The 25,247-nt window shown below is 67.4% G+C and carries 18 protein-coding genes; 12 read left to right on the top strand and 6 right to left on the bottom strand.

Going from position 1 to position 25,247, the window contains the following annotated elements; all coding sequences use genetic code 11:
• Positions 1-626: 626 nt before the first annotated feature.
• Positions 627-1,112 carry a hypothetical protein gene (locus CHC09_RS46460; protein WP_179277229.1) on the bottom strand — a complete coding sequence of 162 codons (486 nt, stop codon included), beginning with the start codon at positions 1,110-1,112 and terminating at the stop codon, positions 627-629.
• Positions 1,113-1,391: 279 nt separating this feature from the next.
• On the bottom strand, positions 1,392-4,121 hold the full coding sequence (locus CHC09_RS22435; protein ID WP_143232468.1) for a hypothetical protein: 2,730 nt from the start codon (positions 4,119-4,121) through the stop codon (positions 1,392-1,394).
• A 416-nt stretch (positions 4,122-4,537) separates the two neighbouring features.
• Here CHC09_RS22435 and CHC09_RS22430 point away from each other — a divergent pair, with 416 nt between their 5' ends.
• The 5 genes from CHC09_RS22430 (at position 4,538) to CHC09_RS22415 (ending at position 11,954) form a co-directional block, all read left to right on the top strand.
• Complete coding sequence (locus CHC09_RS22430; protein WP_143232467.1) at positions 4,538-5,929, top strand: Ig-like domain-containing protein; 1,392 nt, start codon at positions 4,538-4,540, stop codon at positions 5,927-5,929.
• Between the two features lie 147 nt (positions 5,930-6,076).
• Positions 6,077-6,241: a hypothetical protein gene (locus CHC09_RS46455; RefSeq protein ID WP_203833161.1), complete on the top strand. Its 165-nt coding sequence runs from the start codon at positions 6,077-6,079 to the stop codon at positions 6,239-6,241.
• A gap of 213 nt (positions 6,242-6,454) precedes the next feature.
• On the top strand, positions 6,455-6,595 hold the full coding sequence (locus CHC09_RS45330; protein WP_239138426.1) for an alkaline phosphatase PhoX: 141 nt from the start codon (positions 6,455-6,457) through the stop codon (positions 6,593-6,595).
• Positions 6,596-6,744: 149 nt separating this feature from the next.
• Entirely contained in the window at positions 6,745-10,044 is a 3,300-nt protein-coding gene (locus CHC09_RS22425) for a S8 family serine peptidase (protein ID WP_373871925.1), read from the top strand.
• A 404-nt stretch (positions 10,045-10,448) separates the two neighbouring features.
• The gene (locus tag CHC09_RS22415; RefSeq protein ID WP_179277227.1) at positions 10,449-11,954 is read left to right on the top strand and encodes an Ig-like domain-containing protein; all 1,506 of its coding nucleotides are present in this window, start codon (positions 10,449-10,451) and stop codon (positions 11,952-11,954) included.
• A 332-nt stretch (positions 11,955-12,286) separates the two neighbouring features.
• Here the strand turns inward: CHC09_RS22415 and CHC09_RS22410 are convergent, their stop codons facing one another.
• The gene (locus tag CHC09_RS22410; protein ID WP_143232466.1) at positions 12,287-12,934 is read right to left on the bottom strand and encodes a hypothetical protein; all 648 of its coding nucleotides are present in this window, start codon (positions 12,932-12,934) and stop codon (positions 12,287-12,289) included.
• A 318-nt stretch (positions 12,935-13,252) separates the two neighbouring features.
• Between CHC09_RS22410 and CHC09_RS22405 the strand changes: the two genes are divergently transcribed.
• Both CHC09_RS22405 and CHC09_RS22400 read left to right on the top strand, forming a co-directional pair.
• Positions 13,253-14,719: a calcium-binding protein gene (locus tag CHC09_RS22405; RefSeq protein WP_179277226.1), complete on the top strand. Its 1,467-nt coding sequence runs from the start codon at positions 13,253-13,255 to the stop codon at positions 14,717-14,719.
• A gap of 286 nt (positions 14,720-15,005) precedes the next feature.
• Positions 15,006-15,224: a hypothetical protein gene (locus CHC09_RS22400; protein WP_089295133.1), complete on the top strand. Its 219-nt coding sequence runs from the start codon at positions 15,006-15,008 to the stop codon at positions 15,222-15,224.
• Positions 15,225-15,421: 197 nt separating this feature from the next.
• On the opposite strand, the gene CHC09_RS22395 is transcribed toward CHC09_RS22400, so the two are convergent.
• Positions 15,422-17,698 (bottom strand): S8 family serine peptidase, encoded by a 2,277-nt coding sequence (locus CHC09_RS22395; protein ID WP_089295132.1) that lies wholly within the window; start codon positions 17,696-17,698, stop codon positions 15,422-15,424.
• A gap of 323 nt (positions 17,699-18,021) precedes the next feature.
• Between CHC09_RS22395 and CHC09_RS22390 the strand changes: the two genes are divergently transcribed.
• From CHC09_RS22390 to CHC09_RS22380, 3 genes are read left to right on the top strand one after another with little or no spacing between them, the layout of a single operon-like run.
• Positions 18,022-18,636, top strand: a complete 615-nt coding sequence (locus CHC09_RS22390) for a hypothetical protein (protein WP_089295131.1) — start codon at positions 18,022-18,024, stop codon at positions 18,634-18,636.
• 13 nt (positions 18,637-18,649) lie between these two features.
• Positions 18,650-19,162 (top strand): SigE family RNA polymerase sigma factor, encoded by a 513-nt coding sequence (locus tag CHC09_RS22385; RefSeq protein ID WP_089295130.1) that lies wholly within the window; start codon positions 18,650-18,652, stop codon positions 19,160-19,162.
• A complete protein-coding gene (locus tag CHC09_RS22380; RefSeq protein ID WP_089295129.1) occupies positions 19,155-19,874 on the top strand; it encodes a hypothetical protein in 720 nt (239 codons plus the stop codon). Before CHC09_RS22385 ends, CHC09_RS22380 begins: the two co-directional genes overlap by 8 nt.
• 185 nt (positions 19,875-20,059) lie before the next feature.
• Here the strand turns inward: CHC09_RS22380 and CHC09_RS46450 are convergent, their stop codons facing one another.
• Both CHC09_RS46450 and CHC09_RS22375 read right to left on the bottom strand, forming a co-directional pair.
• The gene (locus CHC09_RS46450; protein ID WP_179277225.1) at positions 20,060-20,221 is read right to left on the bottom strand and encodes a hypothetical protein; all 162 of its coding nucleotides are present in this window, start codon (positions 20,219-20,221) and stop codon (positions 20,060-20,062) included.
• A 27-nt stretch (positions 20,222-20,248) separates the two neighbouring features.
• Entirely contained in the window at positions 20,249-21,433 is a 1,185-nt protein-coding gene (locus tag CHC09_RS22375) for an Ig-like domain-containing protein (protein WP_143232464.1), read from the bottom strand.
• A 180-nt stretch (positions 21,434-21,613) separates the two neighbouring features.
• Between CHC09_RS22375 and CHC09_RS22370 the strand changes: the two genes are divergently transcribed.
• Both CHC09_RS22370 and CHC09_RS22365 read left to right on the top strand, forming a co-directional pair.
• Positions 21,614-22,705, top strand: coding sequence for a calcium-binding protein (locus CHC09_RS22370; protein WP_089295127.1), 1,092 nt, complete (start codon positions 21,614-21,616; stop codon positions 22,703-22,705).
• A 211-nt stretch (positions 22,706-22,916) separates the two neighbouring features.
• Complete coding sequence (locus CHC09_RS22365; RefSeq protein WP_089295126.1) at positions 22,917-25,223, top strand: Ig-like domain-containing protein; 2,307 nt, start codon at positions 22,917-22,919, stop codon at positions 25,221-25,223.
• Positions 25,224-25,247 lie beyond the last annotated feature (24 nt).

Here is a 25,247-nt window from a genome sequence, read left to right as displayed (position 1 = left end):
GATTTGGACTGGGGCGGGTACGCCCCGTAGGCATCAAGGGTCGGTTCGTGGACCTGTTCGCCGAGACCAGCTTCGGCCCAGCCCCGCAACCGGCGGCGGATCGTCCGGTCCGAACCGGCATCCGACGCGTCGTGTTCATGGCTGGAACCGTGCATCAAGCGGCGATGAAGTGCTCGAACACCGCCCGGTCCGGGATTCTGCACCGGTGGCAGCCAACGGATCGGTCGGGTCGAACTCGGGTTGCTCAGACCGCAGCGAGGCGAACTGGTCCCAGATGGGTTCGAGCAACGATGGTGGCAGCGCAGGCAGGGGCGCCATCGGTTTTGAAGCGTAGAGAATCCCGGCAATTGATGGACCCGTGCCTGTTTGCTGTCTTCGAGTGCCTGCCTGATTAGATCTTGAACCTATTGTCGATCGCTCTTAGCTTGATCTCTAACCTGTCGTCGGCTGATATCGACCCTAGTCGATCATGAAGGTGGCCCTTGAGTGATCAAGTTCTCGACCAAAGCCAACATGGCAACCACTCAAGGGCCGTAATGATCAGTGCGCCGGACGCGGACAGCTTGTTCGAGTTGACCGAAGCGATGTTGTACGCGGACGGGCCGGTGATCTCGCTGCCCGAGCTGTCACTGTCCGACGTGCACCGGCGCGGACACGGCGCGCTTTGCGATGCGCTGGCGTGTGGCCAGGTCGAGGTCGCCCGGTTGCGGATGGCGTTGAGCAGGTTGGCTCTGCCGCGGGGGAGGCCAGCGGTTGGTGAGGATCCGGAATCGGGTGGTGGCGTAGCTCGGGTTGATCGGTTCGCCGTCCTTGCGAGTGAAGACGTAGCCGGAGTCGATCCACACCTGGCCGTTGCCGTGCCGTTTGTCGCGATGGGCGAGCTGGCGGCTGCGGTGTGCCCGCAGGACCTGGACGGTGTGCTTGTCGAGGGCGACGGCCCGGCGGCCGGCGGCGGTTTTGGGTTCGCCTTTGACGACGGTGTAGCCGGCGGTGGTGGGTTGGCGTTCGACGAACAACAGCTCGCGGTCGAGGTCGACGGCCGCCCACCGCAGGCCGCAGAGAAGCCTGCGTAGCGCGGCGAGCGGCCTGGTCCCGCCGAGGGCGAGAACCATGCCGCTGGCGTTTTAGCTCAGCGGCGGTACCAGGTACGCGTCGACGTGGTGGTCACGTTGCCGGCGGTTATCGCGACGCAGTCTTGCCATGGTGTGAGGTCTTTGTCGATGGATGCGCTAGCACGATTTACGAGTTGATCAACTGCTGTTTATATCGGCAGTGGTGCCACGAGCATGATCAGCCTCGACGGCGCAGTCGAGCCAAGTGATCGAGGGCGACAGTGACGAAGGATTGCGTATCGCGGCCGCCTCGGGAAGCCGAGGCGGCCGCATGCGTGCCTACTTCTGGACGGTGACCGGTTTGCTCGTTGCGCGACCGCTGTTGTATCCCGGCTTCGCCGAGGTCACCGTGACGGTGATCTTCTTCCCGGCCATCGCGGTGGTCAGCTTGAGCGACGCCGACGTGGTGCTCAGGAGCTTGCCGTTCGCCCGCCACTCGTAGCGGTACGAGCTGGCGCTCGGATTCCACGTACCCGTGGTGGCTTTGACTGTTTTGCCTGCCTTGGCCTTGCCGGTGATCTTCGGTAGCACGGTGGCCTTCGGGGCGGCGCCCTTGGCGACGGGTGACGTCGCGGTCGACTTGGCGGTAGCCGCCGGGTAGCCGGGCTCGGTCGCCGTCACCGAGACGGACAGCTTCTTGCCGAGATCGGCGGCCTGGACCCGATAAGTCGCTCCGGTCGCACCGCGGATCGGGGTGCTGCCCGCCGCCCACTGGTACGTGAAGGTCGTCCCCGTCGGGTTCCACGTGCCGGTCGATGCCTTGAGTTGGGAGCCGACCGCCGCCACGCCGGTGATGGCAGGCTTGGTGACCACGTTGAGCGTCGGCTGGGTGACGATCGTGAAGGCGTTGTCGAGCCGGACCGCGGAGTGGTAGCCGTCAGGCTGGACGGCCACCGAAGCTGGGCCGGCCGCAGCCCCGGTCAGGTCGACCGTGGCTGTGAGGGTCAGGCGGTCGGCGGACACGCCGGTGATCGTGCCGTTCGCGTAGCTGCCGTCGGACGGGTAGACGTAGACATAGTTGCCCGTGTTGAAGCCCGACCCGGTGATGGTGATCGTGCGGACGCCGCCGGTCTGCACCGTGCTGGGCGACACCGAGGTGACGGTCACGGGGTCGGCTTCGATGTAGAAGCTGTAGTACGTCTCGGACGAGCGAACGCCGCTCGCGGTCTTGCTCGTCGCGTGCAGGTTGAAGTATCCCGAGGTCGTCGGTGTCCACGTCACGGTGGCCGTGCCGTCGGAAGCGATCGGAGCCTCGACGTTGTAGCGATCGGTGCCGTCGATCGAGTAGATGAACTTGGTCGCCCCGGTCTGCTGGGACTTCAGCGTGAACGTGCCGGGTTTGATGTGGCCGGAGCCGCGCGTCGGGAAGTCGGTCGACGTGATCGCCGGCCCGTCGGTGACCGACCAGGAGGTGCTGCCCTGGTCGGTGTGCACGCCGGCGGCGTTGCGCGCGATCACGGTGACTGATGTGTATTGCGCCTTGGTCATGGTGAACTGGAATGTCGCGGTGCCGTCCGCGGCCGCGGGGACGACCTGCTTGGTCGTGGCGTCGTTGTTCAGGACCGCTTCGTACTCCGTGGGGTTCACCAACAGGGTGCGCGCCTTGATCGTGGCGGTCGTGCCGGCCACGTCACCACCGGTCCGGGTGACCAGAGGGGAGGCGCCCGAGAGATTCATCGTCAGCCAGCGCGGCTCGGACAGCGTGCCCTCAGCGCTGCGAGCCTGGACCTGGACGCCGATCGTGCGCTCGTTGGTGTTGTCCGCCGTCCAGGTCAGGTCGGCTGTCCCGTCGGCGCCGGCCGGGATGGTGGTCTTGGCGGACTCGGACGAGTCGCCGGCGACATTCCAATAGATGTACGACGTCACGTCGCTGGTCCGCGGTGCGAGGTGGAAGCGGAGCGACGATCCCCTGACCACACTCTGGTACACGTCGCCGGTGACGAGAGGCCCATTGTCGACGTAGAAGGGGTAGTCCTGCTCCGGGTGTTGCGCCCCGTCGCGGGTGATGGCGCGTACGTAAAGGGTCTGGTGCCCGGCTTTGGTCGGCGCGATCATCACGCTGGCTTTGCCGTCGGCGTCGGCGTCGGCGCTGCCGGAGGGGCCGTCCTGGTCGATGTGCCAGGCGAACGACGACGTGTCCGCGACGGTCGACGAGAAGTCGAACTGGCCCGGAACGCCGACGTTGTACTTCAGATCGCCGAAGCCCGCGGAGTTCTGGTAGGCCGCCGAGAATACGCTGGGCCGAGTCTCACGTACGGAGAACGTGTAGTACTGCCGCTCCGAATAGTTTCCGGCGCGGTCGATCGCGTACACCGTCAATGATGTGTCGCCCGCAGTCCGCGGTTTCCAGGTGATCGTGGCCGGGCCACCGAGCCGGGAGGCCGGAACGGTCTGGTTGCCGGTGCTGGAGCCCGAGCCGGCGTTGTCCCAGAACGAGTATTGGTAGCTGACCGTGTCGTCGGAGGCCGAGATGAAGGTGAACGAGCCGGCGACACCGATCTCCCCGTTGGGCTTGTCGCCGGACGGGTAGTCGTCGGAGGAGACGGCCGGTTCCGTGCCGCCGCTGCGGTCGATCGTGTAATAGCAGGTGTCGCTCCACGGCGAGGTGCCAGAAGCGTTGGCCACCCGGACCTTCCAGGCGTACGTGACTCCGTCCAGCTGCCGTGCCGGGTCCTCGAGCTGGACGAGGACCTTGCCGTCCGATGCCCCGGCCCGGTCGCTCCAGTCCTGTGGCTGATCGGGGTGGGCGGTGTCCCAGACCTGGAAGTCGGCGGTCGGGTTCGCGCCCCAGACCGACGTGTCGTAGGTGCCGCGCAGGAGGACCGCCCGGGCGTCGTTGAGACGATCAGGGCTCAGGTAGGGCCCCGGCGACGAGGTGGCGCAGGCCTGGTTGGCGGTGGTGAGCCCGGTCGGGCCGCCGTCGGCGGCGAAGACCGGCGCAGTGCCGAGTCCTGCCGCTCCGCATCCGAGTGTTGACGCGACTATGAGTGAATACACACGCCTGTGCATGCGTTTCCCCCGTGCAGATCGATGGGCCCCGTTCAGGCCCGAATGGCGGAAGCATGTCATAGACGTATGACAGTTCCTGCGTGCCGTGAGAGGTCGGTACGGGATCGTTGCAACGATCCGGGGTCGACTTTGCCGACGAACCGACCGGCGGGGGACAAATCTCGTGGTCAAGCCCGGTAGGCGAGATTACGACCGTCACCGCCCCGACCGCTCAAGCACGTTCGAACGGCGGCTGCTGATCAAACTGCTGGATAGCTAGGTGCGAGCAAATCGTTCCCTTCCGTTACCGACAATCCAGCCCTCGGCAGCCGCCACGCAGGGGAATCCCGGGGGCTGTCCACATAAAAGGCTGATCGACTCACTTGATCATGAGGAATATAGTGACCGCGGTTGAATACAATATGGGGGATGCGGCGTTGAAGACGCTTCGCGCAGCCGCGGTCGCGGCGCTGTCCAGTTCCTTGATTCTCATGGGTGGCGCTCCGGCCCTGGCCGACGACACCAACCCGGTCACGAGGACGACCGGTCTCACCGACGGGCAGCCCTTGGGCCGTGCCACCTACTTCAAGCCCGTTTTCGGTGACGACGTCCTCGCCATCCGAACGCTGGTCAACGGCAAGAATCCCTACTTCGTCGACGCCGCCAAGGCGCGACAGCCCGGCGTCCAGGCCCATCTCAATGACGTGGCCGACAACACCGACGCCGACGTCACGGTCGAGTTCTACACCGCGCCAGGTGTGCACACCGACCTGACCACCCGGGTGCACACCGATTTCGTCGCACCGACCGGGAAGTTCTCGCCGATCGGCGGGCTGGTGCACGACACCACCACGATCACCGCCACCGATCTGCCCGACGACGTCGCGGCCGTGACCCTCACCCGGTTCGGCACCGAGATCGCCCGGGCGACGACGGCGCCATGGCAGCTGACCTGGGATACCTCCGGGTTCCCGATCAACAGCTCGGTCACGCTCCACGTGATCGACAAGGCTGGCAACGACACCCCGGAGACCCACTACTACACGGTCGACAACCAGGGCCCGACCGTCGAGGACCAGCCGGAGATCTATCCGGCCAGGCGCGGTCGGCTCGGCGTGTACCTCAGCGACCGGTCCGGCGTGCAGCGCTCCGAGTGGTGGGCCGACGGGGTCCTGGTCGGCGATCTCAACACCGAATACGACTGGGGCACCAAGAGCCGCACCGTCGACGCGACGGTCAAGGCCTGGGACGTCAACGGGCACGGCTCGACCACCTCGTTCCCGGTGGTCGTGGACGCCGACGCGCCCGTGGTCACCTCGGCGAGCCCGGCCAACGGCACGCTCGTCCGCGGCACCAGCGTCACCTCGACGATGCGGTTCGGTGACGTGTCCGGAGTGCAGTACGCGACGCCGGTCAGCGGCTACAGCGTCACCGACTACACCTCGCCCTATGTCGGCAAGTTCAAGCTCGGCCGGGACGGCAAGCTGACCCTGAAGTGGTGGGTCGCGGACAACTACAACCAGGGTGGCTACGTCTACCAGACGGTCGTCGTCGACAACACGCGGCCGGCGCTGGCGATCACCTCCGCCCCGAAGAACGGCGCCAAGGTCAAGGGAACCGTGAAGATCGGCGCCAAGGCCAGCGACAAGAACGGCGTTGCCCGGGTCGAGCTCTGGGTCAACGGCAAGCGCGTCGCCACTGACTACCGGTCGGGTTACGCGTTCTCGATCAACAGCGCGAAGTACGGGAAGAACCTCAAGATCCAGCTGCGCGCGTACGACCGAGCCGGCAATTCGATCGCGACGTCGACACGTTCCTGGCGCCGCTGACGCCGTACTGCGGAAATCGGCGCCGGGTCCACAGCGGACCCGGCGCCTTTCGTATGGGGCCTCAGTCCAGAGCGGGCCTCGCTGGCCAGCCGGCTTTGCTTTACGGTGAGTCTGCGGCCGAAGAGACGGCAACTACCCGCTGGGATGATGGGCCAGGCTGCCGTGCCGATCCTGTTCGGCGCCGTTGCCGCCGTCTTCGCGACGGTGGTGACGAAACGCGGTGAGCAATGGGCCGCCGTCGCGCTGCGTGTGGCCGTCGCAGCCATCGGCTTCGGCATGGTCATCGGCGTCATCGTCCGGATGAACTCCTAGCCGCACAGCGCAGGCTCGGTGGCGGGTGCAACGGTGGCGCCGGTGCGACCAGGGCAGCTCGGTTGCGGCGGCCACGGCAGATGCCGGGCCCGATCCAGCCAGCGGCAGTCGGCTGGTTGCTTCCGCCGGAGTGCTCGGTGGCCGCTCTGACCGGGGCGGCCGATCCTGCCTGTTGCTGTTCGGGCTGGATGGTGCGGCCGGTGAGGTGCTGGCATCCGGCTCAAACCCGCGCCGACGTACTCCGAGTTCACCGGCCCGACGTTCTCGCCCGACGGTCGCGTCCTGTTCGGCAACATCCAGGTTCCCGGCGTCACTCTCGCCATCGCCGGGCCGTGGGAGCGTTATCCGGGCTGAGCTGCACGTCGATATATGCCTATAACCGAATGTCACGTCCCCGTCACGACCTGATCGACGGTAGTGACTTTTACGATCCTCGATGGTGAAGATCCCAGGATTGCGCCCGGTGAACCCCGCTGGGCGCCTTCCTTCCGGAGGACCCGTACGTGAGACAGACATCCACTTGGGGCCGGCGGACGTTCACCTCGGTGCTGGCGGTCGGCATGATCGCCGGCGTGGCCACGCTGAGCGGGTCGATCCCGGCCGCGGCGCAGCCCGGCGCGGAATCGGCGCCCGCGGCCCTGCAGAAGACGCCCGAGGACCCGTCCGCCCCCAAGGAGTCGCCCGCCGACTCCCTCGGCTCACACGACGCCGACCTGCTGGCCGAGGCCGAAGCCGCGAAGAAGCCCAGCGTCACGGTCATCATCGCTACCGACAAGGGCAAGGCGTCCGACGTGGCGGCCAAGGTCAAGAGCCTGGGCGGCACGGTGACCCGCCGCGTCGACCAGGTCGGCTACGTGCTCGCCTCGGTACCGACCGGCAAGGTCCTCAGCGCCGCGAAGCTGCCGGGCATCTCCGCCGTCGACCTGGACGAGACCATCAAGCTGCCCGATCCCGACCTCGGCGTGGCCGGCGAGCGGGCCACCCGGCAGGCGGCGCCGCCGGCCGGCCCCGGTGCGACGACGCCCGCGGTGAACCCGTACATGCCGACCGACGAGATCGGCTCGGTGGCGTTCAAGAAGAAGAACCCCAGGTACGACGGTCGCGGCGTGACCATCGGCATCATGGACTCCGGCGTCGACATCGACCACCCGGCGCTGCAGAAGACCACCACCGGTGAACGGAAGATCGTCGACTGGGTCACCGCCACCGACCCGCTGCTGGAGAGCGACGGCTCGTGGCGGGCCATGCGCACCCCGGTGGCCGGCCCGGCCTTCGGCTACCAGGGCGTGCAGTGGACGGCCCCGGCCGGAAACTGGCTGATCAACCGGTTCTCGGAGAACATCACCGCGGCCAGCGAGCCGGAAGGCGACGTGAACCGCGACGGTGACACCACCGACTGGTGGGGCATCCTCTACGACCCGGTCAGCCACGACATCCGGGTCGACACCAACCAGAACTTCGACTTCACCGACGACGCCGTGATGCGGCCGTACAACGAGAAGCTCGACGTCGGTCACTTCGGCACGGACAACCCGGCCACGGCCATCGCCGAGCGGATGCCGTTCGTCGTCGAGTACCGCGAGGATGTCGACCTCACCCCGGCCGGACTGCCCGGGCAGACCGCCGACTTCGTCAGCATCGGCATCACCGAGGGCCTGCACGCCACCCACGTGGCGGGGATCGCGGCCGGCAACGACCTGCTGGGCAACGTGAACCTGGACGGGCAGGCGCCCGGCGCGAAGATCGTCTCCGCGCGGGCCTGCTCGTGGGGCGGCGGCTGCACCGCGGCCGCACTGACCACCGGCATGGTCGACCTGGTCGTCAACCGGCACGTCGACGTGATCAACATGTCGATCGGCGGTCTGCCTGCCCTCAACGACGCGAACAACGCGCGCGCCGTGCTCTACGACAAGCTGATCAACGATTACGGCGTGCAGATGTTCATCTCGGCCGGCAACAGCGGCCCGGGCGTGAACACGATCGGCGACCCGTCGGTCGCGAACGACGTGGTCAGTGTCGCGGCCAGCGTCAGCAAGGACACCTGGCTGGCGAACTACGGCTCGGTGACCCGCCGCAAGCTGCAGCTGTTCCCGTTCTCCTCGCGCGGCCCGCGTGAAGACGGCGGCTTCAAGCCGAACATCGCCGCCCCAGGCTCGGCCATCTCGGCCGCCCCGACCTGGGAAGTCGTCGACGGCCTGACCACCGTCGGCTACACACTGCCGGTCGGCTACGCGATGGAGAACGGCACGTCGATGGCGTCCCCGCAGGCCGCCGGCGCAGCGGCGCTGCTGCTGTCCGCGGCCAAGGCGAAGGACCTCGGTGTGACCCCGGCCCAGCTGCGCCGGGCGATCTACTCGACCGCCGGCCTGATCCCCGGCGAGTCGGTCAACGCTCAGGGCTACGGCCAGATGAACGTGCCCGCCGCGTGGAAGCTGCTGACGAAGAACTCGCCGGTACGCGACTACACCTCATCGGCGCCGGTCTGCAGCCCGCTCGGCGACTTCCTGGCCACCCCTGGCCAGGGGCAGGGCATCTACAACCGGTGCGCGGCCGGTCAGGGTGGCCTGAAGGCCGGTCAGCGCAAGACCTACACCATCAAACTGACCCGTACGAGCGGTCCGGCCAAGGCGATCCGGCACACGCTGACCTGGCTGGGCGACCGTAAGGCGTTCTCCTCGGCCGGCTCGGTGGTGCTGCCGCTGAACAAGACGGTCTCCGTGCCGGTCACCGTCCGGGCTCAGGAGGGTGACGCCAGCGCGATCCTGAAGGTCGACGACCCGTCGACCCCGGTGGTCGACTTCGAGGTGCTCAACACGGTCATCGCCGGAGTGGACACCACGAAGCCGTCGTACGCCCAGACGTTCGCCGGGTCGGTCGACCGCAACTCGACGACCTCGTTCTTCGTCACCGTGCCGCAGGGCACGACCGCGCTGCAGGTGGACCTGTCCGGCATCGCGACCGGCTCGCAGACCCGCTGGACCGCGATCAACCCGTGGGGCGTCCCGGTGGACAGCACCGCGTCGGCGAACTGCTACACCAACTACTCCGACGCCTCGGTCTGCAAGCCCCAGGAGCGGGCGTACGAGAACCCGCTGCCGGGCGTCTGGGAACTCGAGGTCGAGTCGCGGCGTACCTCGCCGGCGTTGAACAACCCGTTCAAACTCACCGCGAAGATCCAGGGCGTCACGGTGTCGCCGGAGACGGTCACGCTGCCCAGCGTCACTATCGGGCAGGCCACCCCGGCCGCCTGGACCGTGCGCAACAACTTCGGGCCGCTGACGGTCACCGCCCAGGGCGGCCCGCTCGGCAGCGCGAGCCGGCAGCGTCCGACGATCGCCGAAGGGGCGAAGCAGCAGTACACGGTCGAGGTGCCCGAGGGCGCCCAGCGACTCGACGTGTCGATCGGCAACCCCGGCGACATCGGCGCCGACCTGGATCTCAGCGTGCTCAAGGACGGGGTGCAGGTCGCGCAGCAGGCCGACGGTGACGCCGAGGAAGCGGTGTCGATCGCCAACCCGGCGGCCGGCACGTACACCGTCGTGATCGACGGCTACGCCGTACCCAGCGGCTCCACCGCCTACGACTACCTGGACGTCTACTACAGCCCCGCCCTGGGCGCCGTCACCATTCCGGCTACGGCGGTGCCGCTGGCCGGCGGCGCGCAGACGACGATCACCGGATCGGTCACCGCTGCCTCCGTGCCGCCGGCCGGTCGCAGCCTGTTCGGTGAGGTCACCGTGCTAACGGACGAAGGCGCGGTCGTCGGCCGCGGCTCGGTCGCGATCACCGCCGTCACGAACTGACCGGCGAAGTCACCACGTAGCCCGCCCGGTTCTTCCGGGCGGGCTACGGATCAGAAGGTTAGGGGTTCGAGTCCCTTCGGGCGCACAAGATTGAGATGGGTCTGAACTGCGGAAACGCGGGTCAGGCCCTTCTCGTTGTCCGGCCTGTGTGGACGATGGGTGTCATGTGGGTCCCACATGAGTGTCTCGCCGGGGTGCTGTCGATCAATTCTTCGCGGGCTGCCAGGTTGAGCGCGGCGCGCAGGGTGGTGCGCAGATGGTTGAGCGCTGACTGCGGCTGGCCCTTGCTGTTGGCGGTCTGGGCGATCTCGGCGAAAACCGCGCGCAGCAGGGGCCCGTTGAGGTCGCAGAGCCGGTAGCGGCCGAGGTAGGCTGCGCGCCTTATCGATCTTCGGAGGAATCGGGTGCCACATACTTCTCGACGCGTCCGGGTTCCACGGCTGGCATCGCTGACCGCCGCGACCGTCGTTGCGACGCTCGCGACCGGCGTCGCGCTGACCTCGCCGGCCCATGCCGCGGATGCCCCGGTGCTGGACCTCGGGATCGCCGCCGGCGCCCGGATCAGCAAGACGGTCACCGTCGAGCCGACACTCGCGGACGGCACCGCCCCAGCCGAGTTGGTGCTCTACGCCAACAATGCGCCCGTAGCGTTCGATCGCGCGGCGCCGTGGGCGTTGCGGTGGAACACCCTCGACGTCACGCATTACATCGTGGATCAGGACGTACTGGTCTACCTCGCGGTCCGCGACGCGGCGGGCAACGTGACAAAGACCGATCCGGTCACGGTCCGGGTCGACAACTACGCACCGATCTCCGACTTCCCGTGGAGCAGCGGCCTTCCCCAGAACAAACAGAACAGCTTCACCGGGATCCAGGAGTTCAACCTGACCCCCCGACAGGACGCTGCCACCGTCGCCAAGATCGAACTCCTCGTCGGTGATCAGGTCATCGACACCGCGACGGCCGCGCCATGGACGGTCAGGTGGGACACCAGCGCCTATAGCGGCCAGGTGACCCTCCACTCCCGCACCTATGACGATCTCGGCAACGTCACGACGGTGGCCCAGTACGCCTTCGTCGACCGCACGCCACCAACGCTTGCCGTCCGGTTCCCCGAAGTCGCCGGCTTTGTCAGCGTTCACGAGCCGATCGCCGTCGAGGCGTACGACCCGGCAAGCGTGGAGAAGGTGGAACTGCTCGTCAACGGCGAACTGGTTCGCACCGACCGGACGATCTGCTGCAACGGCCTCGGAGTCGTCGACCTCGCCTGGGATCCCGCTGCGGGCAACGGTCCGGCGACAATGACGGTCCGCGCCTACGACACCCTCGGCAACATCGCCGAGTACACCCGTGCGGTCACCGTCGACAACGACCGCCCCGTCGTCACGGTCACCCCGGCCGGCACTTACCTGCGGGGCACCTTTACGGCCGGTGTGACAAACGTTCAGGACACCACCGGCCTGACCTACCTGGCCAGCCACCTCGATAACTGGCAGGTGGGCGCGCACACCCGCAAGCAGCCGTGGACCGTTCAGGTGAACAGCCGGGCGGTTGCCGACGGAAGGCACACGTTGGCCTGGGACGCGATGGACAAGGCCGGCAACATGACCACCGTCCGTCGGGTCGTGTACATCGACAACACCGCGCCGTCGGTCAAGCTCACGAAGGCGCCGAAGAACAAGGCGAAGCTGACCAAGACGACGACGTTCACCGCGTCGGCGAGTGACCGGTACGGGATCGCCCGGGTGCAACTGCTGGTCAACGGCAAGGTGGTAGCGGCCGACACAAAGGCCGCCTACACCTTCAGCCTGAACCCGAAGAAATACGGTAAGACCTTCACCGTGCAGGTGCGTGCCTACGACAGGGCGGGTAACGCCAGGTACACGACGAAGCTCACGTACCGTCGATGATTTTGACGAATGAGGCCGCGCCGGGAGCGCGGCCTCATTCGGTTCAACGGCTCTCACGGCGACCGCCGGCGCCAGATGCTGCGTGCAGTGTTCCCCGAGACCTTGATCAGGTCCGGCGGGAGTCACTATCCTCAGCCGACTTTGATCATGGGGGCCTTGTTTTGATGCAAGCGTGAAACGGATCGACCCTGCACAGGGCCGATCCGTTTCACGCTTGTGGTCAGCGGTGGTAGGTGCGCTGGCTGGTGTATCGGATGTTGCCGGCGCGGTCGTAGGCGCGCGGACGGCCGCGTTCCGAGGTGACGTTCTCTTCTAACTTGGTTGTGACCGGGTCAGCCGAGCAATGTGTATTTCGGTTTGCCGTGGACCGGCGGCAGCGTTCTCAGCGCCATCACAAGCCCAGCGACGAACAACACCGACGCCAACTGCCAGAACAGGATGAGATCTTCACGGCCGTCGTTCGCCAGTACCACGACCAGGACGATCGCCGCCGTCACCAGGCCGATCGACCAGCGGGCGTAGTACCGGCGGGAGTGTGGGTGAGGCATCGGCTCGTCGGTAGCAGTCACGCCGGGATTTCGTGCGATCCATTGCTCCGCGACTTCGATCGGGACTTCCGGGATGCGCAGGTCGCCGGATCGAAGGCGCCTCGGTCGCTGCGGGGGCAGCCCGGCGACCACGCGGTGCCACCCGAGCGTCGTGGTCATATACATCCCGATCCCGGCCAACTGGATGGCAAGCGGCAGGTCGTCTCTGTAGATCGCGATGCAGAAAACGACCAGTGCGGTGAGGTTGACAGGTAGAGCCCATGGCACGAGGCGGCGGTAGCGTCGGATGGCCTTGGCGGTTCGCGGATCCAGGGGCAGCCGCTGGGACGGGCTGCGCCGATAGGTTCCCTGGCCGATCGGCACATCGCCCCATTCCGGGTCGGATGACGCATTGGTGACGGCTAGTGGCGGAATATCCAGGACCGTCACCATATTGACCGGAATGAAAAGGTCAGTTCGAGTGGTAATCGCAGGAACCCATTCAGTACGCGCAAAAGCTGATCATCATGGCGGGCAGGTTAGGCGGCGAAGACGAGGGACGGAACCCAGCATGCAGGCACGATACGGCGCCAGATAGCTGATGCCTCGCGGCAGCCATGCGGAACCCGCTAACTGGCAGCTGGGATCTGCTGTTCCATGGAAGGCGCCTCACTCACATGCCGCCGATGCCAGGGACGACGAAACGGGATCGTCCAAACCGTGAAAGACATCTACGATCCTGGTCAGTTTCTGATTCGGGGGAGTTTCTCGATGTCCCGCTCACTTTGGCTCTCCAGGGCCGGTCTGGCCCTCCTCACCTCCACTGCCGCGGTCGGCGTGCTCGCCGCGCCAGCGCAAGCGGCCACTACCGGCGTCGCGTCGGTCAGTGGCACCAAGGTGGTGTTCACGGCAGGCTCCAACAAGACGAACAACGTTGTGATCACCCGCTCCGGGCGAACCATCACGATCGACGACGTGGTCGCCGTCAAGCCTGGCAAGGGTTGCAAGAAGGTCGACACGTCGAAGGTCCGCTGCACGACCGGCAAGACACCGACCCGGGTCAGCGTCTCGCTGGGCGCCAAGAACGACTCCGTGGTCAACAAGTCTGACCTGCCGCTCTCCGCGAGTGGCGGTGACGGCAACGACAAGCTCTACGGCGGTCCGCGCGCCGACTCACTGACCGGCGGCGACGGCAACGATCAGATCGAGGCCGGCGCGGGTAACGATCATCTCTACGGAGAGCTCGGTGCCGACCGACTGCACGGCGGGGCCGGCGACGACTCCCTTGACGGCTCCTACGGCAACGACCGCCTTTACGGCGAGGCCGGCCAGGACGCGATCGACGGCGGGCCGGGGGACGACAGCGAGTACGGCGGGGCCGGCGAGGACCGGCTCCATCAGTACCCCATTCCGTACGCCACCAGCGGCGCCGACCTGGTCAGCGGGGGTAGTGGCGTCGACTTCGTCTATTACCAGGGCCGAACCCGGGCGATCACCGCAGATCTGGACGGTGCCAAGGGCGACGACGGGCAGGCGGGCGAGCACGACACGCTGCTGGCCGACCTCGAGGGGCTCGAGGGCGGCGACGGCAACGACCGGCTGACCGGCCACGCCGGGTACGACATGCTTACCGGCGGCCCCGGCAACGACACCCTGCGCGGCTTGGGTGGCAACGACCACCTCGACGGCGGATACGGCCAGGACCGGCTCGAGGGTGGCGATGGCAACGACACGCTGGTGGGCGACTACGACTCGGCGAGCGCCGTCGCGGACGTCCTGCTCGGGGGCGCCGGCCAGGACACCGTCGACTACTTCGGCTACACCCGGCCGATCACCGTCGACCTGGACGGCGTGTCCCGGGATGACGGCCAGTCCGGCGAGCACGACACGGTCGGCTCGGACGTCGAGATGGTCGTCGGTGGCCAGGGCTCGGACCACCTGACCGGTAACGCGTCCGCCAACCGGCTGTTCGGCGAGAGCGGCGACGACGTGCTCCGCGGTGGCGCCGGCAACGACCTGCTCTCCGGCGACGACGGCAACGACACGCTGTCCGGCGAGGCCGGCGACGACTGGCTGGACACCGGCGGCGGCCTCAGCACGGAGACGGACCACCTGGACGGCGGCGACAACGCCACCGAGAAGGGGGACAACTGCTACGCGAGCGAGGCCGACGTCACGGCGAACTGCGAGTACTCCGAGCAGTACTGGCCCGGCCCGGTGCCGGGAGGGATCCGCTGACGGAGACGAAGAACGGCCGTCCCACCGGTTTCCGGCGGGGCGGCCTTTCTTTTCGAACGTACGAAAAGAGGCATCGCTCGCGCCGCCGGGCAGCTTGTGCCCGAACGGTTGAACCGGCAGGCCGTCTGACCGAACCGGGCGAACCGGACGGTCTGCGAGATCAGCGAGCAGGTCGCTGCCGGGACAGTTCGATGTCTGGCAGGCTGCCCGAGGCCCGTCCATCATTGCCGCTGTCCGGGAGTCTGCCTTGTTAAGATCCGTCCCTGTCCGCCCCGCCGTACGGCGGGTGGCCGCGCTCGCCTCGGTGCTTGCTGTCGCCGCCGGGATGCGCTTCTCCGCCGGTGCCGACGTGCTGCCTGCCCGTTTCGCCGCCGCTGTCGCTGTGATGCTTGGGTTCACCGGTATGTGCTGGGCGCTGGCGGAGATCCTCACCGTGCGTGGCGGTCAGCCCGTGACCCGTACCGAATTCGGGTCGAGGCCAAGCCGCCAGCCGTGCGGCTGCTGACTCGGTCTCCCCACGTAGAACCGCTTTCGCGGCGCCGTTTCGGGTCAGGGTGATTCCCGGTGGTGTTATCGGTTCTCCGGTACATACCGGCTTTGCTTCTGAGCGAGCAACCGCTGTTCAGTCACGGCAGGCGACGGTTGTCGTCTACAGAAATGGAGCGGACCGGCCCTGCACAGGGCCGGTCCGCTCCATTGTGGTCAGCGGTGGTAGGTGCGTTTGCTGGTGTATCGGATGTTGCCGGCGCGGTCGTAGGACCGTAGTTGCACGGTGAAGGTCTTGCCGTACTTCTTCGGGTCGAGGGTGAAGGTGTACGGGGCGCGGGCGTCGTTGGCGACCTGCTTGCCGTTGACCAGGAGTTGGACGCGGGCGATGCCGTTGCTGTCGCTCGCGGTCGCGGTGATGGTCGTGGTCTTGGTGAGCTTGGCGCCGTTGGCGGGTGCCTTGCTGAACGCGACGGTGGGCGCCTTGTTGTCGGCGACGACGGTCCGCCGATAGGTGCTCATGTTGCCCAGCTTGTCGGTCAGGTTCCAGGTCAGGACCAGGTTGCCGTTCGCGGTGCGGGTGGGCACCTGCAGCGAGTACGGCGCGGTGGTGTCCCGGCCGATGTAGGTGCTGCCAGCCCAGAGTTCGGCCTTGGCGACGCCGGCGCCGTCCTTTACACCGTTGATCGTGCTGGTGAAGGTGCCCCGGACCTGGGTGTTCGCGGCCGGGCTGACGGAGGTGGCGGTGGGCCCGGAGTCGTCACTGATCACGACGCGTCGCAGCGTGGTGGGGTTGCCCAGCCGATCGACGGCTTGGAGGACGAAGCCCACCGTCGTAGCGTCGAGGGGCTCAGGCGTGGCGTAAGCGCTCCACTGGTTTGTTCCGGCGATCCGCGTCATCGGGTAGCCGCTGACCATGGCGTAGGCAACGTCGTCGCCGTCCGCGGTAAAAACGACCTTGGAGCGTGCGCCGACGTGTTCGCCTTCGCGCGGTGAGGTGATGGTTCCGGCGGGGCCGGTGCTGTCAACGCGTACGGTCACCGTCTTCTCGCCCCGGCGGCCCGCGTAGTCGACGGCGCGGACGGTTATCGGCAGGTCTCCGTCGAAGCCGGCGGGCGGGTCGAGCACCAGGTCTTCCGCCCAGCCGGCGGCGAGGGTGGAATCGACGACCTTGCCGCCGACCACGAGTTCCAGGCGGGCGATGCCGTGGTCGTCGGCGACGCCGACCGACCGCACGATGTCCGGGTCCCCACCGATCATCTGGCCGTCGACCAGGCCCACGCCGGTGACCTGGGGATCTTCGCCGTCCGGCAGGCCGCCGAAGTTGTGCACCAGCCGTGCCGCGTTGAGGATCCGAGCGTCGTACGGCTCGACCGGGACATGACTGATGCCGGACTGGGCCGAGCCGACGATCGCCGTGCGCACCTGATCGGCGGTCGCCTCCGGCCGGACCGCGAGTGCCAGTGCCGCCGTGCCGGAGACGATCGCGGTCGCCGCCGACGTGCCCCCGGCCAGCTGGCGAGTGCCGTCACGGCCGAGGACCCAGGTCCGGTCCGGGGCCAGCACATCGATCCACTGATCGGTCGCCGAGTTGCGGTTGGAGCCGATCGACGGGGCGCCGTACTCGTTGATCGATCCGACGGCCAGCACCCGGTCGAAGCCGGCCGGGAACTGCCGGGCGCTCGTCGCGGTCTGCCCTGCGGATCCGACGACCAGTGCGCCGCGGCTGTCGGCGTGCTCGACGGCCTCGGCCAGCAGCCGGCTGTGAGTCGAGGTGCTCAGCGACAGGTTGATGATGTCCGCGCCGTGGTCGGCCGCCCAGACGATGCCGGCGGCGACATCCGCCGAGGTGCCCTCGGCCGAGCGTCCGTCACGGTGGCCGAGAACCCGGACCGGAAGGATCCGGCACTGCGGACAGATCCCGGCACCGCCGACGCTGTTGTTGCGTTCACCAGCGATCAGGTTCGCCACCTGAGTGCCGTGATCGTCATCGTCGGAAGCGTCGGCGTCACCGTCGACGAAGTCCCAGCCCGCCGCCAGCCGGTTCGGTCCGAGGTCGGGGTTGCCGCTCACTCCGGTGTCGACCACGGCCACGGTCACCGACGAGCTGCCCAGGGTCCACGTCCAGGCCTGGGGAATCTGAGACATCTCGAGCCAGCGATAGTTGGGCCCGTTGCGGTCATAGAGGAACGGGTCGTTGGTGGCGTACTGCGGAATAGAGACGGACGGGGAATCGGCATGCACGGTCGAGCCCGGTTCGGCGTAGCGGACACCGGCATCAGCCGCAAGTTGCGCCAGGACGGTGTCGCGCTCGGACGCGGCGACGTCGACGGTGATCGCGTCGAGCCCGGTGACCGGATCCCAGTCCACCAGTGGACGGGTAAGGCGATCGACGACAGCGGCCGCATCGGCGCCAGCGGCCAGGCCCACGTCGAGGCGCACCGTGGTGTCGGCGGCCCGAGCAGCCGGCGGCGCCCCGAGAACGGCCAGCATCACGGCAGTCAGGCTGAAAGAGACAACGCGCACCGATGGCCCCCGAACCACAGATCCATAAAGACGAATCGCATCTTAGTCACAACGGTACGGTCCCGTCACGCCGTAAACGGGCGCGAGCGGTTCCGGCCGGAAGGCGGTCAGGGGCGACGAGGGGAAGGTGCGGCATCGGTACGGACCGTAGACAGTGGACGTCCGATCCAGAGCTCGCTGACGCTGTTGCTCCCCGAGTTATCTCTTCGTTATCTCGATCGTGAAATCAGGGGTTCGTCGCGGGCGTGTCCATGGTGATTGCCGGACATGCCCTCGTTAGGAGCACCCCTATGCGTTCCCTCGTCTTCGGAGCCGTCGCGGTTCTGAGTGCCGTCACCCTCTCGGCCTGCGCTGACAACGTCCCGGTCGCGGGCGGGGAATCGGCGCCGGTGCCGGTGGGGCCGGCCGCTGCCTCCGCGGCTCCGAAGGCCGCCGCGAAGCCGGCGGTCGCCAAGGTGCCGACCTCGGACCTTGGTGAGCTCAAGAAGCTCGGGATCGACGTCGGGAAGAGTGTGCTGATCGATGTCGCGGACGACGGACAGGACCGGTGGCTGGAGGTCGGGAAGAACGGCGTGGACTTCACCGGGACGTCGCGGACCGACGACACGATGATGTTCCTCGCGGCCGCGCCGGTAACGGGCAAGAACCGGGTGCTTATCAAGCCGCCGTTCTACAACGAGGACCTGGGCTCGGGCTACTGCGTCGCGGATACCAAGGGCGCGCCGTTGAAGCTGGAGAGTTGCCAGACTGGGCGGAAGCAGCAGGTCTTCAGGATCGTCCCGGCCGGTGACTCCGGCCAATTCGAACTTCACGGGATGTACGGTGTGATCCGCGTCAACAACGGCAAGATCACGACCAGTGGTGAAGGCCGCACCGGCCTGCAGACCATCCTCTACGCCAACTGAGCCGGAGCGATTCTTGCGCGACACCGAGGACTTCGACACGTTCTACGCGATGTCCTCGCGTCGTGTCCTCGCCCAGGTCGCCATGATGGTGGACAGCCGGGCCGAGGCCGAGGACGCCGTCTCCGAGGCATACCTGCGCGCCTGGAACCGGTGGCACCGGATCAGCAGATACGAGAACCCGGAAGCCTGGGTACGCCAGGTCGCCTACCGTCACGCCGTCAGCGCCTGGCGAAAGGCCATCAACCGGCTCCAGGCGCACCGGCGCGACACGACCGATCAGAGCATCGAAGCCCTCAACCCGGACCACGTCGCGATCGTCGCGGCACTACGTAAGATCCCCGCCGACCAGCGCCGGGTGATCGTCCTGCACCACATCGCCGGTCTCAGTGTGGCCGAGATCCACCAGGAGACCGGCATCCCGGCCGGGACAGTCACCACCTGGCTGGCCCGGGGCCGTCGGGCGCTGGCCGCCCACCTGACCGACAGCGACACCCTCGAAACGGGCCGGGAGCACCGCGATGTCTGACGATCGCATCCAGCAGGGCCTGGACTCGTACGCCGAACACCTCCAGCGCACCGCCGGCCTGGCGCCCTCCGAGGAGATCCGCCGCCGCGGTGACCGCCGCAGGCGGAACCGGGCGACCGGTGCCGCCTTCGCCGCTGTCCTGATCACCGCAGCCGGTATCGGTGCCATCATCACCCGAGGACAGGAACCCGACCGCCCGCTCCCGCCGGTCGCGACATCGACCCCGTCGGCGTCGGCGTCGCGGCCGTCCGTCGCCCCGTCGCGGACCAACACGGTGACCTCGAACGTCACCAAGCTCCGGCAGATCGGTGTCGACCTGGAGTCCGGGGTCCTGATCGACGTGGCCGACGACGGCATCGACCTGTGGCTGGCCGTCGGCGCGAACGACGTGGTCGACTTCACCGGCACGGTCCGCGACGCCACCACCGAGATGTCGCTGGTTCCGGCGGCGGTCGCCGCGCCGAACCGGGTGATCATCGTGCCGGTGGCCCGGCCGGGCTGGTGCGTGACCGACACCGCCGGGGTGCCGCTGGCCCTGCAACCGTGCCGCGACGGCGACGCCGCCCAGACCTGGGAGGTCATCCCGGCCGGCGACTCCGGCCAGATCAACCTCAAGGGCCCGGACGGCGAGATGCGGGTGGACGAGAACGGCCTGGTCGCGGCCGATCAGAGCGGCCGCTCCGGTCTTCAGACCATACGGTTCGACCGCTGACGGGCCTGGACTGGTCACCTCGTCAGTGAGACGGCTGCCCACCTCGTAGGAGATGGTGGCACCGTAGGGGTCCGCGACGTCCAGCCCGCGAACCCGCATCTCGATGAACTGACGCCGAAGGCCGGTCGGTTCGGGCTGTGCCCGTGGCCGACCGGCCTTCGACGTTCAGCGATCGCGGGTGCGGATCAGCGGCGGTAGGTGAGCTTGCCGCTGGCGGTCACATTGCCCGCCCGGTAATCGGTCGCGACGAGATTGCCGTTGACCAGCATCTGGAACGCGAGAAACTCCGAAGCTCGTGAGAGATCCCTGTGCCGCAAGGCGGAGCGGTGCGGGGCGGCCAAGATCATAGGACCGGACGGTTCTGTTGACGACCGTCAGCGCTTGTAGGTCCGGGCTGAGGTGTAGCGGACGTTGCCGGCCTTGTCGTAGGCGCGGATCCGGACGGTGAACGTCTTGCCGTACTTCATCGGGTTCACCGCCAGCGCGTAGCCGGCCCGGTAGTCGGTCGCCACCAGCTTGCCGTTGACCAGCAGCTGCACCTTGGCGATCCCGTACGTGTCGCTCGCCTTGGCGGTGATCGCGAACTTGTTCCTGACCTTGGCGCCGTTCGCCGGCGCCTTGGTGATCGACACGGTGGGGGCCTGGTTGTCCACGATCAGGGACCGTTTGATGATTCCCTCGTTGCCGGCCGCGTCCCAGGCGTGCCAGCCGAGCGTGTACTTACCGTCCGGCACCTCGCGGCTGTCGATGGTGACCGTGCGGGAGCTCTCCTGGGCGTACGAGCGCAGGTGCGTCGGGGTGTCCAGGGATGCCTCGAAGGTGATGAACGGGCTGGCGTCCTGGTAACCGCCGAGGGAAACCTTGAAGGGGCCCCGGACCGCGCTGCCCGCAGTGGTGGTTCCGGTGATCACCGGGCGGTCGTTGTCGACGGTGACCGTCCTGGTCAGCGCCGTCACGTTGCCGGCCTGGTCGCGTACCCGGACGGTCATGGTGGTTTTGCCGTTGGGCAGCGTGATGTTCCAGGGCAGGTCGAGGTTGCCGCCACCGGTGAGGTCCTTCGACGAGACCACCTGGTCGCCGACGAGTAGCTCGGAGCCGATGACGTAGACGTTGTCCTCCGCGTCCACGGCGAGCTCGCCGCCCTGGCCGATGTAACCGTCCTTGCGCGGGAAGCGGACGCTCAACCCGGTCGGCGCCTTGTTGTCGACGAAGACCTGGTAGCCGTCCGTCGTCAGTGCGCCGTTCGCTGTGGTGGCACGAGTGCTCAGCTGCACCAGGCCGTCGAAGCCCGCGGTGTCCCAGTCGATGCCCCAGGGCGCGGCGGTGTCCTTCCCGACCGCCTTGCCGTCAGCGAACAGCGTCAGGCTGGTGATGGCGGACAGATCCTCGCCCTGCCCCGGAAAGAAGGTCACCGGCGTGACGCCCCCGACCCAGTGCTGCGCGGTGCGCGCGTAGACCTTCGGCACCGCGCCGGCGGCGAAGGCGGGTGAAGCGGTGAAGAATGAGGCGGCCAGCGCGGCCGCGGTGATGATTCCGGTGTGCCGGAGCGTGTGAGTCAAGACATCCCCCATGGTCGCTGCGATGGCAGCCTATATAGAGACGTTCGTCGTGACTAGTGCGTAACGACGATGCGGGCGCGACTCGGCGCCGATGGTTATCGGGCGGCGGAACGTTGCCGTAGCGTTCTATGCTGCCGTCCACGCGCTGATGAACATGCATGCGCGGTGGGAGGAATCATCGTGTCCCGGTCCCTGTGGCTGTCCCGAGTCGGATTGACGCTGCTCACCACCATCTCGGTCGGCGCGTTGGCCGCGCCGGCGCAGGCGGCCTCCGTCGGCGTCGCGTCCGTCGACGGCACCAAAGTGATCTACAAGGCGGCGAGTAGTAAGCAGAACAAGGTCGTCGTCACTCGCTCCGGCAAGACCATCACGATCGATGACGTGGTCGCGGTCAAGCCCGGCAAGGGATGCAAGAAGGTCGACTCGTCCAAGGTTCGCTGCACCACGACGAAGACGCCGACCCGGGTCGGGATCTACACGTACGACCGTAACGACTCGATCGTCAACACGTCCGACCTGGCCATGACCGCCGACGGCGGCACCGGCAACGACCGGATCACCGGCGGTTCCCGCGGCGACGTCCTGCGCGGAGATCGGGGAGCCGACACGATCTGGGGCCTGGGCGGCAGCGACACCATCGACTCCAGCTACGACAACGACCGGGTCTACGGCGGCGACGGTAACGACAAGATCTCCGACGGCTTCGGCAACGACATCGTCTACGGCGACAACGGAAATGACGTCTTCTGGGCCGAGCCCGGCAACGACCGGTTCTACGGGGGCGCCGGGGACGATCACTTCCAGATTTTCTACCCCTACAAGCAGGAGAAGGCCGACGCCGACTACTTCTCCGGAGGCGCCGGCACCGACTACGGCGACTACGCCTTCTACGACAAGGGCGTCACGATCGACGCGGACGGCGTCAAGGGCGACGACGGCGTCAAGGGCGAGCATGACACCCTCGCCGCCGACATCGAGGTGCTCTGGGGCAGCCTGCACGACGACCACATCTATGGCACCGGACGCGACGACGTCATCCAAGGCATGGGCGGCAACGACGTCATCTACGGCTTCGGCGGTAACGACAACCTCGCCGGCGACGACGGCATCGACAAGGTGTACGGCGGAAGCGGCGACGATGCCCTCTCCGGCGACGACTGGGGCTACAACCGCAAGGACCTGCTAGACGCCGGCACCAATGGCGCCAACGGCGACTACTGCTACCCCACGGCAGCCGACACCACGGTCGGATGCGAGCACATCTTCAAGTAGTGACCAGGTAGACGAGCAGAGCGAGGCTGGCCCGGCTCCGTCGTGCGCCGGCCTTGCTTTGTCCTGGTGAAGCCCCTCACGCGGGGTTCATGCCATCGGGCTGGGCGACGTCGAATGGTCAAGATCACGACGTGATCCGAACGAGACGCCGGTTCAGCTCGGGGATCTCTAATATGTCGCGCGATAGATCTTCCTGTGGGGGAGGACCCCTTTGCTCCACCATTCCATTCTTCGCTGGGCCCTCGGCGGGCTGACCGCGACCGCGTTGTCGGTCACCGGCCTGAGCGCCCCGGCCTACGCAGCAGACACCCCGGCCCTGATCGCCGGCGCTCCGCAGCAGCTCACCGCCGCGCTGGGCGAACGTTTCGATGTCACGCTCTCGGTGACCAACACCAGTGACACCGCTGTCGACGGCGCCGCCGTCACCTTCGACACCGTCTGGGCCTTCGAGGACCTGGAGCAGTTCTCGAACTGTGAGTACGACGGCGGTCTGGTGCGCGCGTGCGTCTTCGATCAGACCTTGGAGCCGGGTAAGTCGTACCGGCTCGTCGTGCCGTTCCGGGTTCGCGAGGACTCGCGCGCACCGAAATCCCACGACAGCTTCTTCAACTGGCAGCCGGCTTCCACGCATGCCAGTGCGGGGACCCCTGGTACCGGTCCCGCCCTGCGGTTGCAGGAGGGTGACCGGATCGGCGAGGGCGTGGACGACGGCTGGCAGCGGCTCACCCTTACCGTGACCGGCGACAACGGCGTTGACCTGGCCGCCGTCGGCGGCACGGCCATCGGCTGGGTCGGTGACGTGGTGGAGGCCGAGGTCGGCGTGCGCAACAGCGGCCCGGCGACGCTGGACCTCAGCCGGATCGGCAACCCGGCCGCCGTGGTCATCATCGAGCCCCCGGCCGGGACTTCCATCGTCAGCGCGCCCGGGTGCTTCAAGGTGACCTCGACGCAGGCCGTGTGCCACACCGCCTACGTGTTCAAGGTGGGCGAGGCCAAGACCTGGAAACTCGCCTTGCGGATCGACAAGTCCGTCCCGGGTGCCGCGGGGTCGGTCGACGTGAATCCGGACTGCGCGTGCGATCGCTTCTTCGGCGACATCGACAAGTCGAACAACAGGGCGCCGCTGACCGTCGACGCGTCGGTCGACGAGACGAAGCCGGCGATCGAGGACGCCGGCCTCGTCGCGAACCAGGCGCTTCCCTACGTGGCCTCCTTCCAGCCGCGGGTGACGGACAACAACAAGGTCACCAAGGTGGAGGTCACGGGCGCGCCCGCCACCACACTCTCCACCTGCACGCCGCAGACCTCGTCGGACCGCTGGCTGTGCAAGGTGACCCAGCAGGTGGGCTACAACACCGAAGCCGACAACGTGCTCACCATCAAGGCGTACGACGCGGCCGGCAACATCAGCGAGCCGGTCAGCGTCCCGGTGCACGTGGACCGGGAGTTCCCCCGGTTCTCGGTGTCGCCGGCTCCCAAGTCGTCGCTGCGCTCCGGCACGGTGACCGTCACGCTCAACGACGTGCCGGCCGACGTGAAGGAGGTGAGGGTCCTCGACAGCAAGACCGATGCGCTCATCACCACGCTCACCGCAGGGCCCTGGACCTACACCTGGGACGCGACGAACGACGCGACGCCGCCCGCGTTCCTGGCCGTGGACCGGGTGGAGAACGTCTGGCACGTGAGCACCGACTACATCGTCGACGACGAGCCGCCGGTCATCGACCACGTGGACACCGTCAGCCAGTACCTGCCGAACCGGGTGGACACCGGCACGGGCTGGGTCGGCTCCATGGCGTACCTGGAGTACAGCGCCAGCGACGAGTCGCCGATCGCTCGTACCGAATGGTGGGTCAATGGGGTCTTGGCCTCGACCGAGCGGCTTTTCCGCTGGGACGTGCACACCATCAACGCCCCGACCGCTCAGGTGGAACTCCGCGTCTGGGATGCCGCGGGCCACGCCGCGTCGAAGTCCTTCACGGTGAACATCGACAAGACCGTTTCGGCGACGGTCGTCGCGCCGGCGCAGAACACGCTGATCCGGGGCACCTCGTTCGTCACCTCCGTCACGGTCGGTGACCCGCACGGCAAGGCGTACAGCACGATCCTGTCGCCGGTGTATGTCCCGGGCTCACGGTCGTCGGCGAAGGTCACGTCCGGCAAGGACGGCACGAAGACGATCACCTGGGAGGTCGCCGACCGGCTCGGCAACGTCGCACAGTTCAAGCGGACCGTGATCGTCGACAACACCGCTCCGGCGGCGTCGCTCAAGAGCGCTCCGGCGAACAACGCGAAGCTGACCAGGACGTTCGGGGTCACAGTCAACGCGAGTGACAAGAACGGCATCGGTCGCGTCGAGCTGCTGATCAACGGTAAGAAGGTCGCCGTCGACTACCGCGCAGGCTGGGGCTTCACCATCGACCCGAAGAAGTACGGCAAGTCGTTCACCGTCCAGCTCCGCGTCTACGACCGGGCGGGCAACAGCAGGCTGACGACCAAGCGGACCTACCGCCGCTGATCCGTTGAGTCACGTTTTTTGGAA

Origin of the sequence: Actinoplanes regularis (genome assembly GCF_900188005.1) — a bacterium.
GTDB classification, from domain to species: domain Bacteria; phylum Actinomycetota; class Actinomycetes; order Mycobacteriales; family Micromonosporaceae; genus Actinoplanes; species Actinoplanes regularis.
The sequence above is the reverse complement of the archived record's forward strand: the minus strand, read 5'-3'. Positions and strand labels throughout refer to the sequence as shown.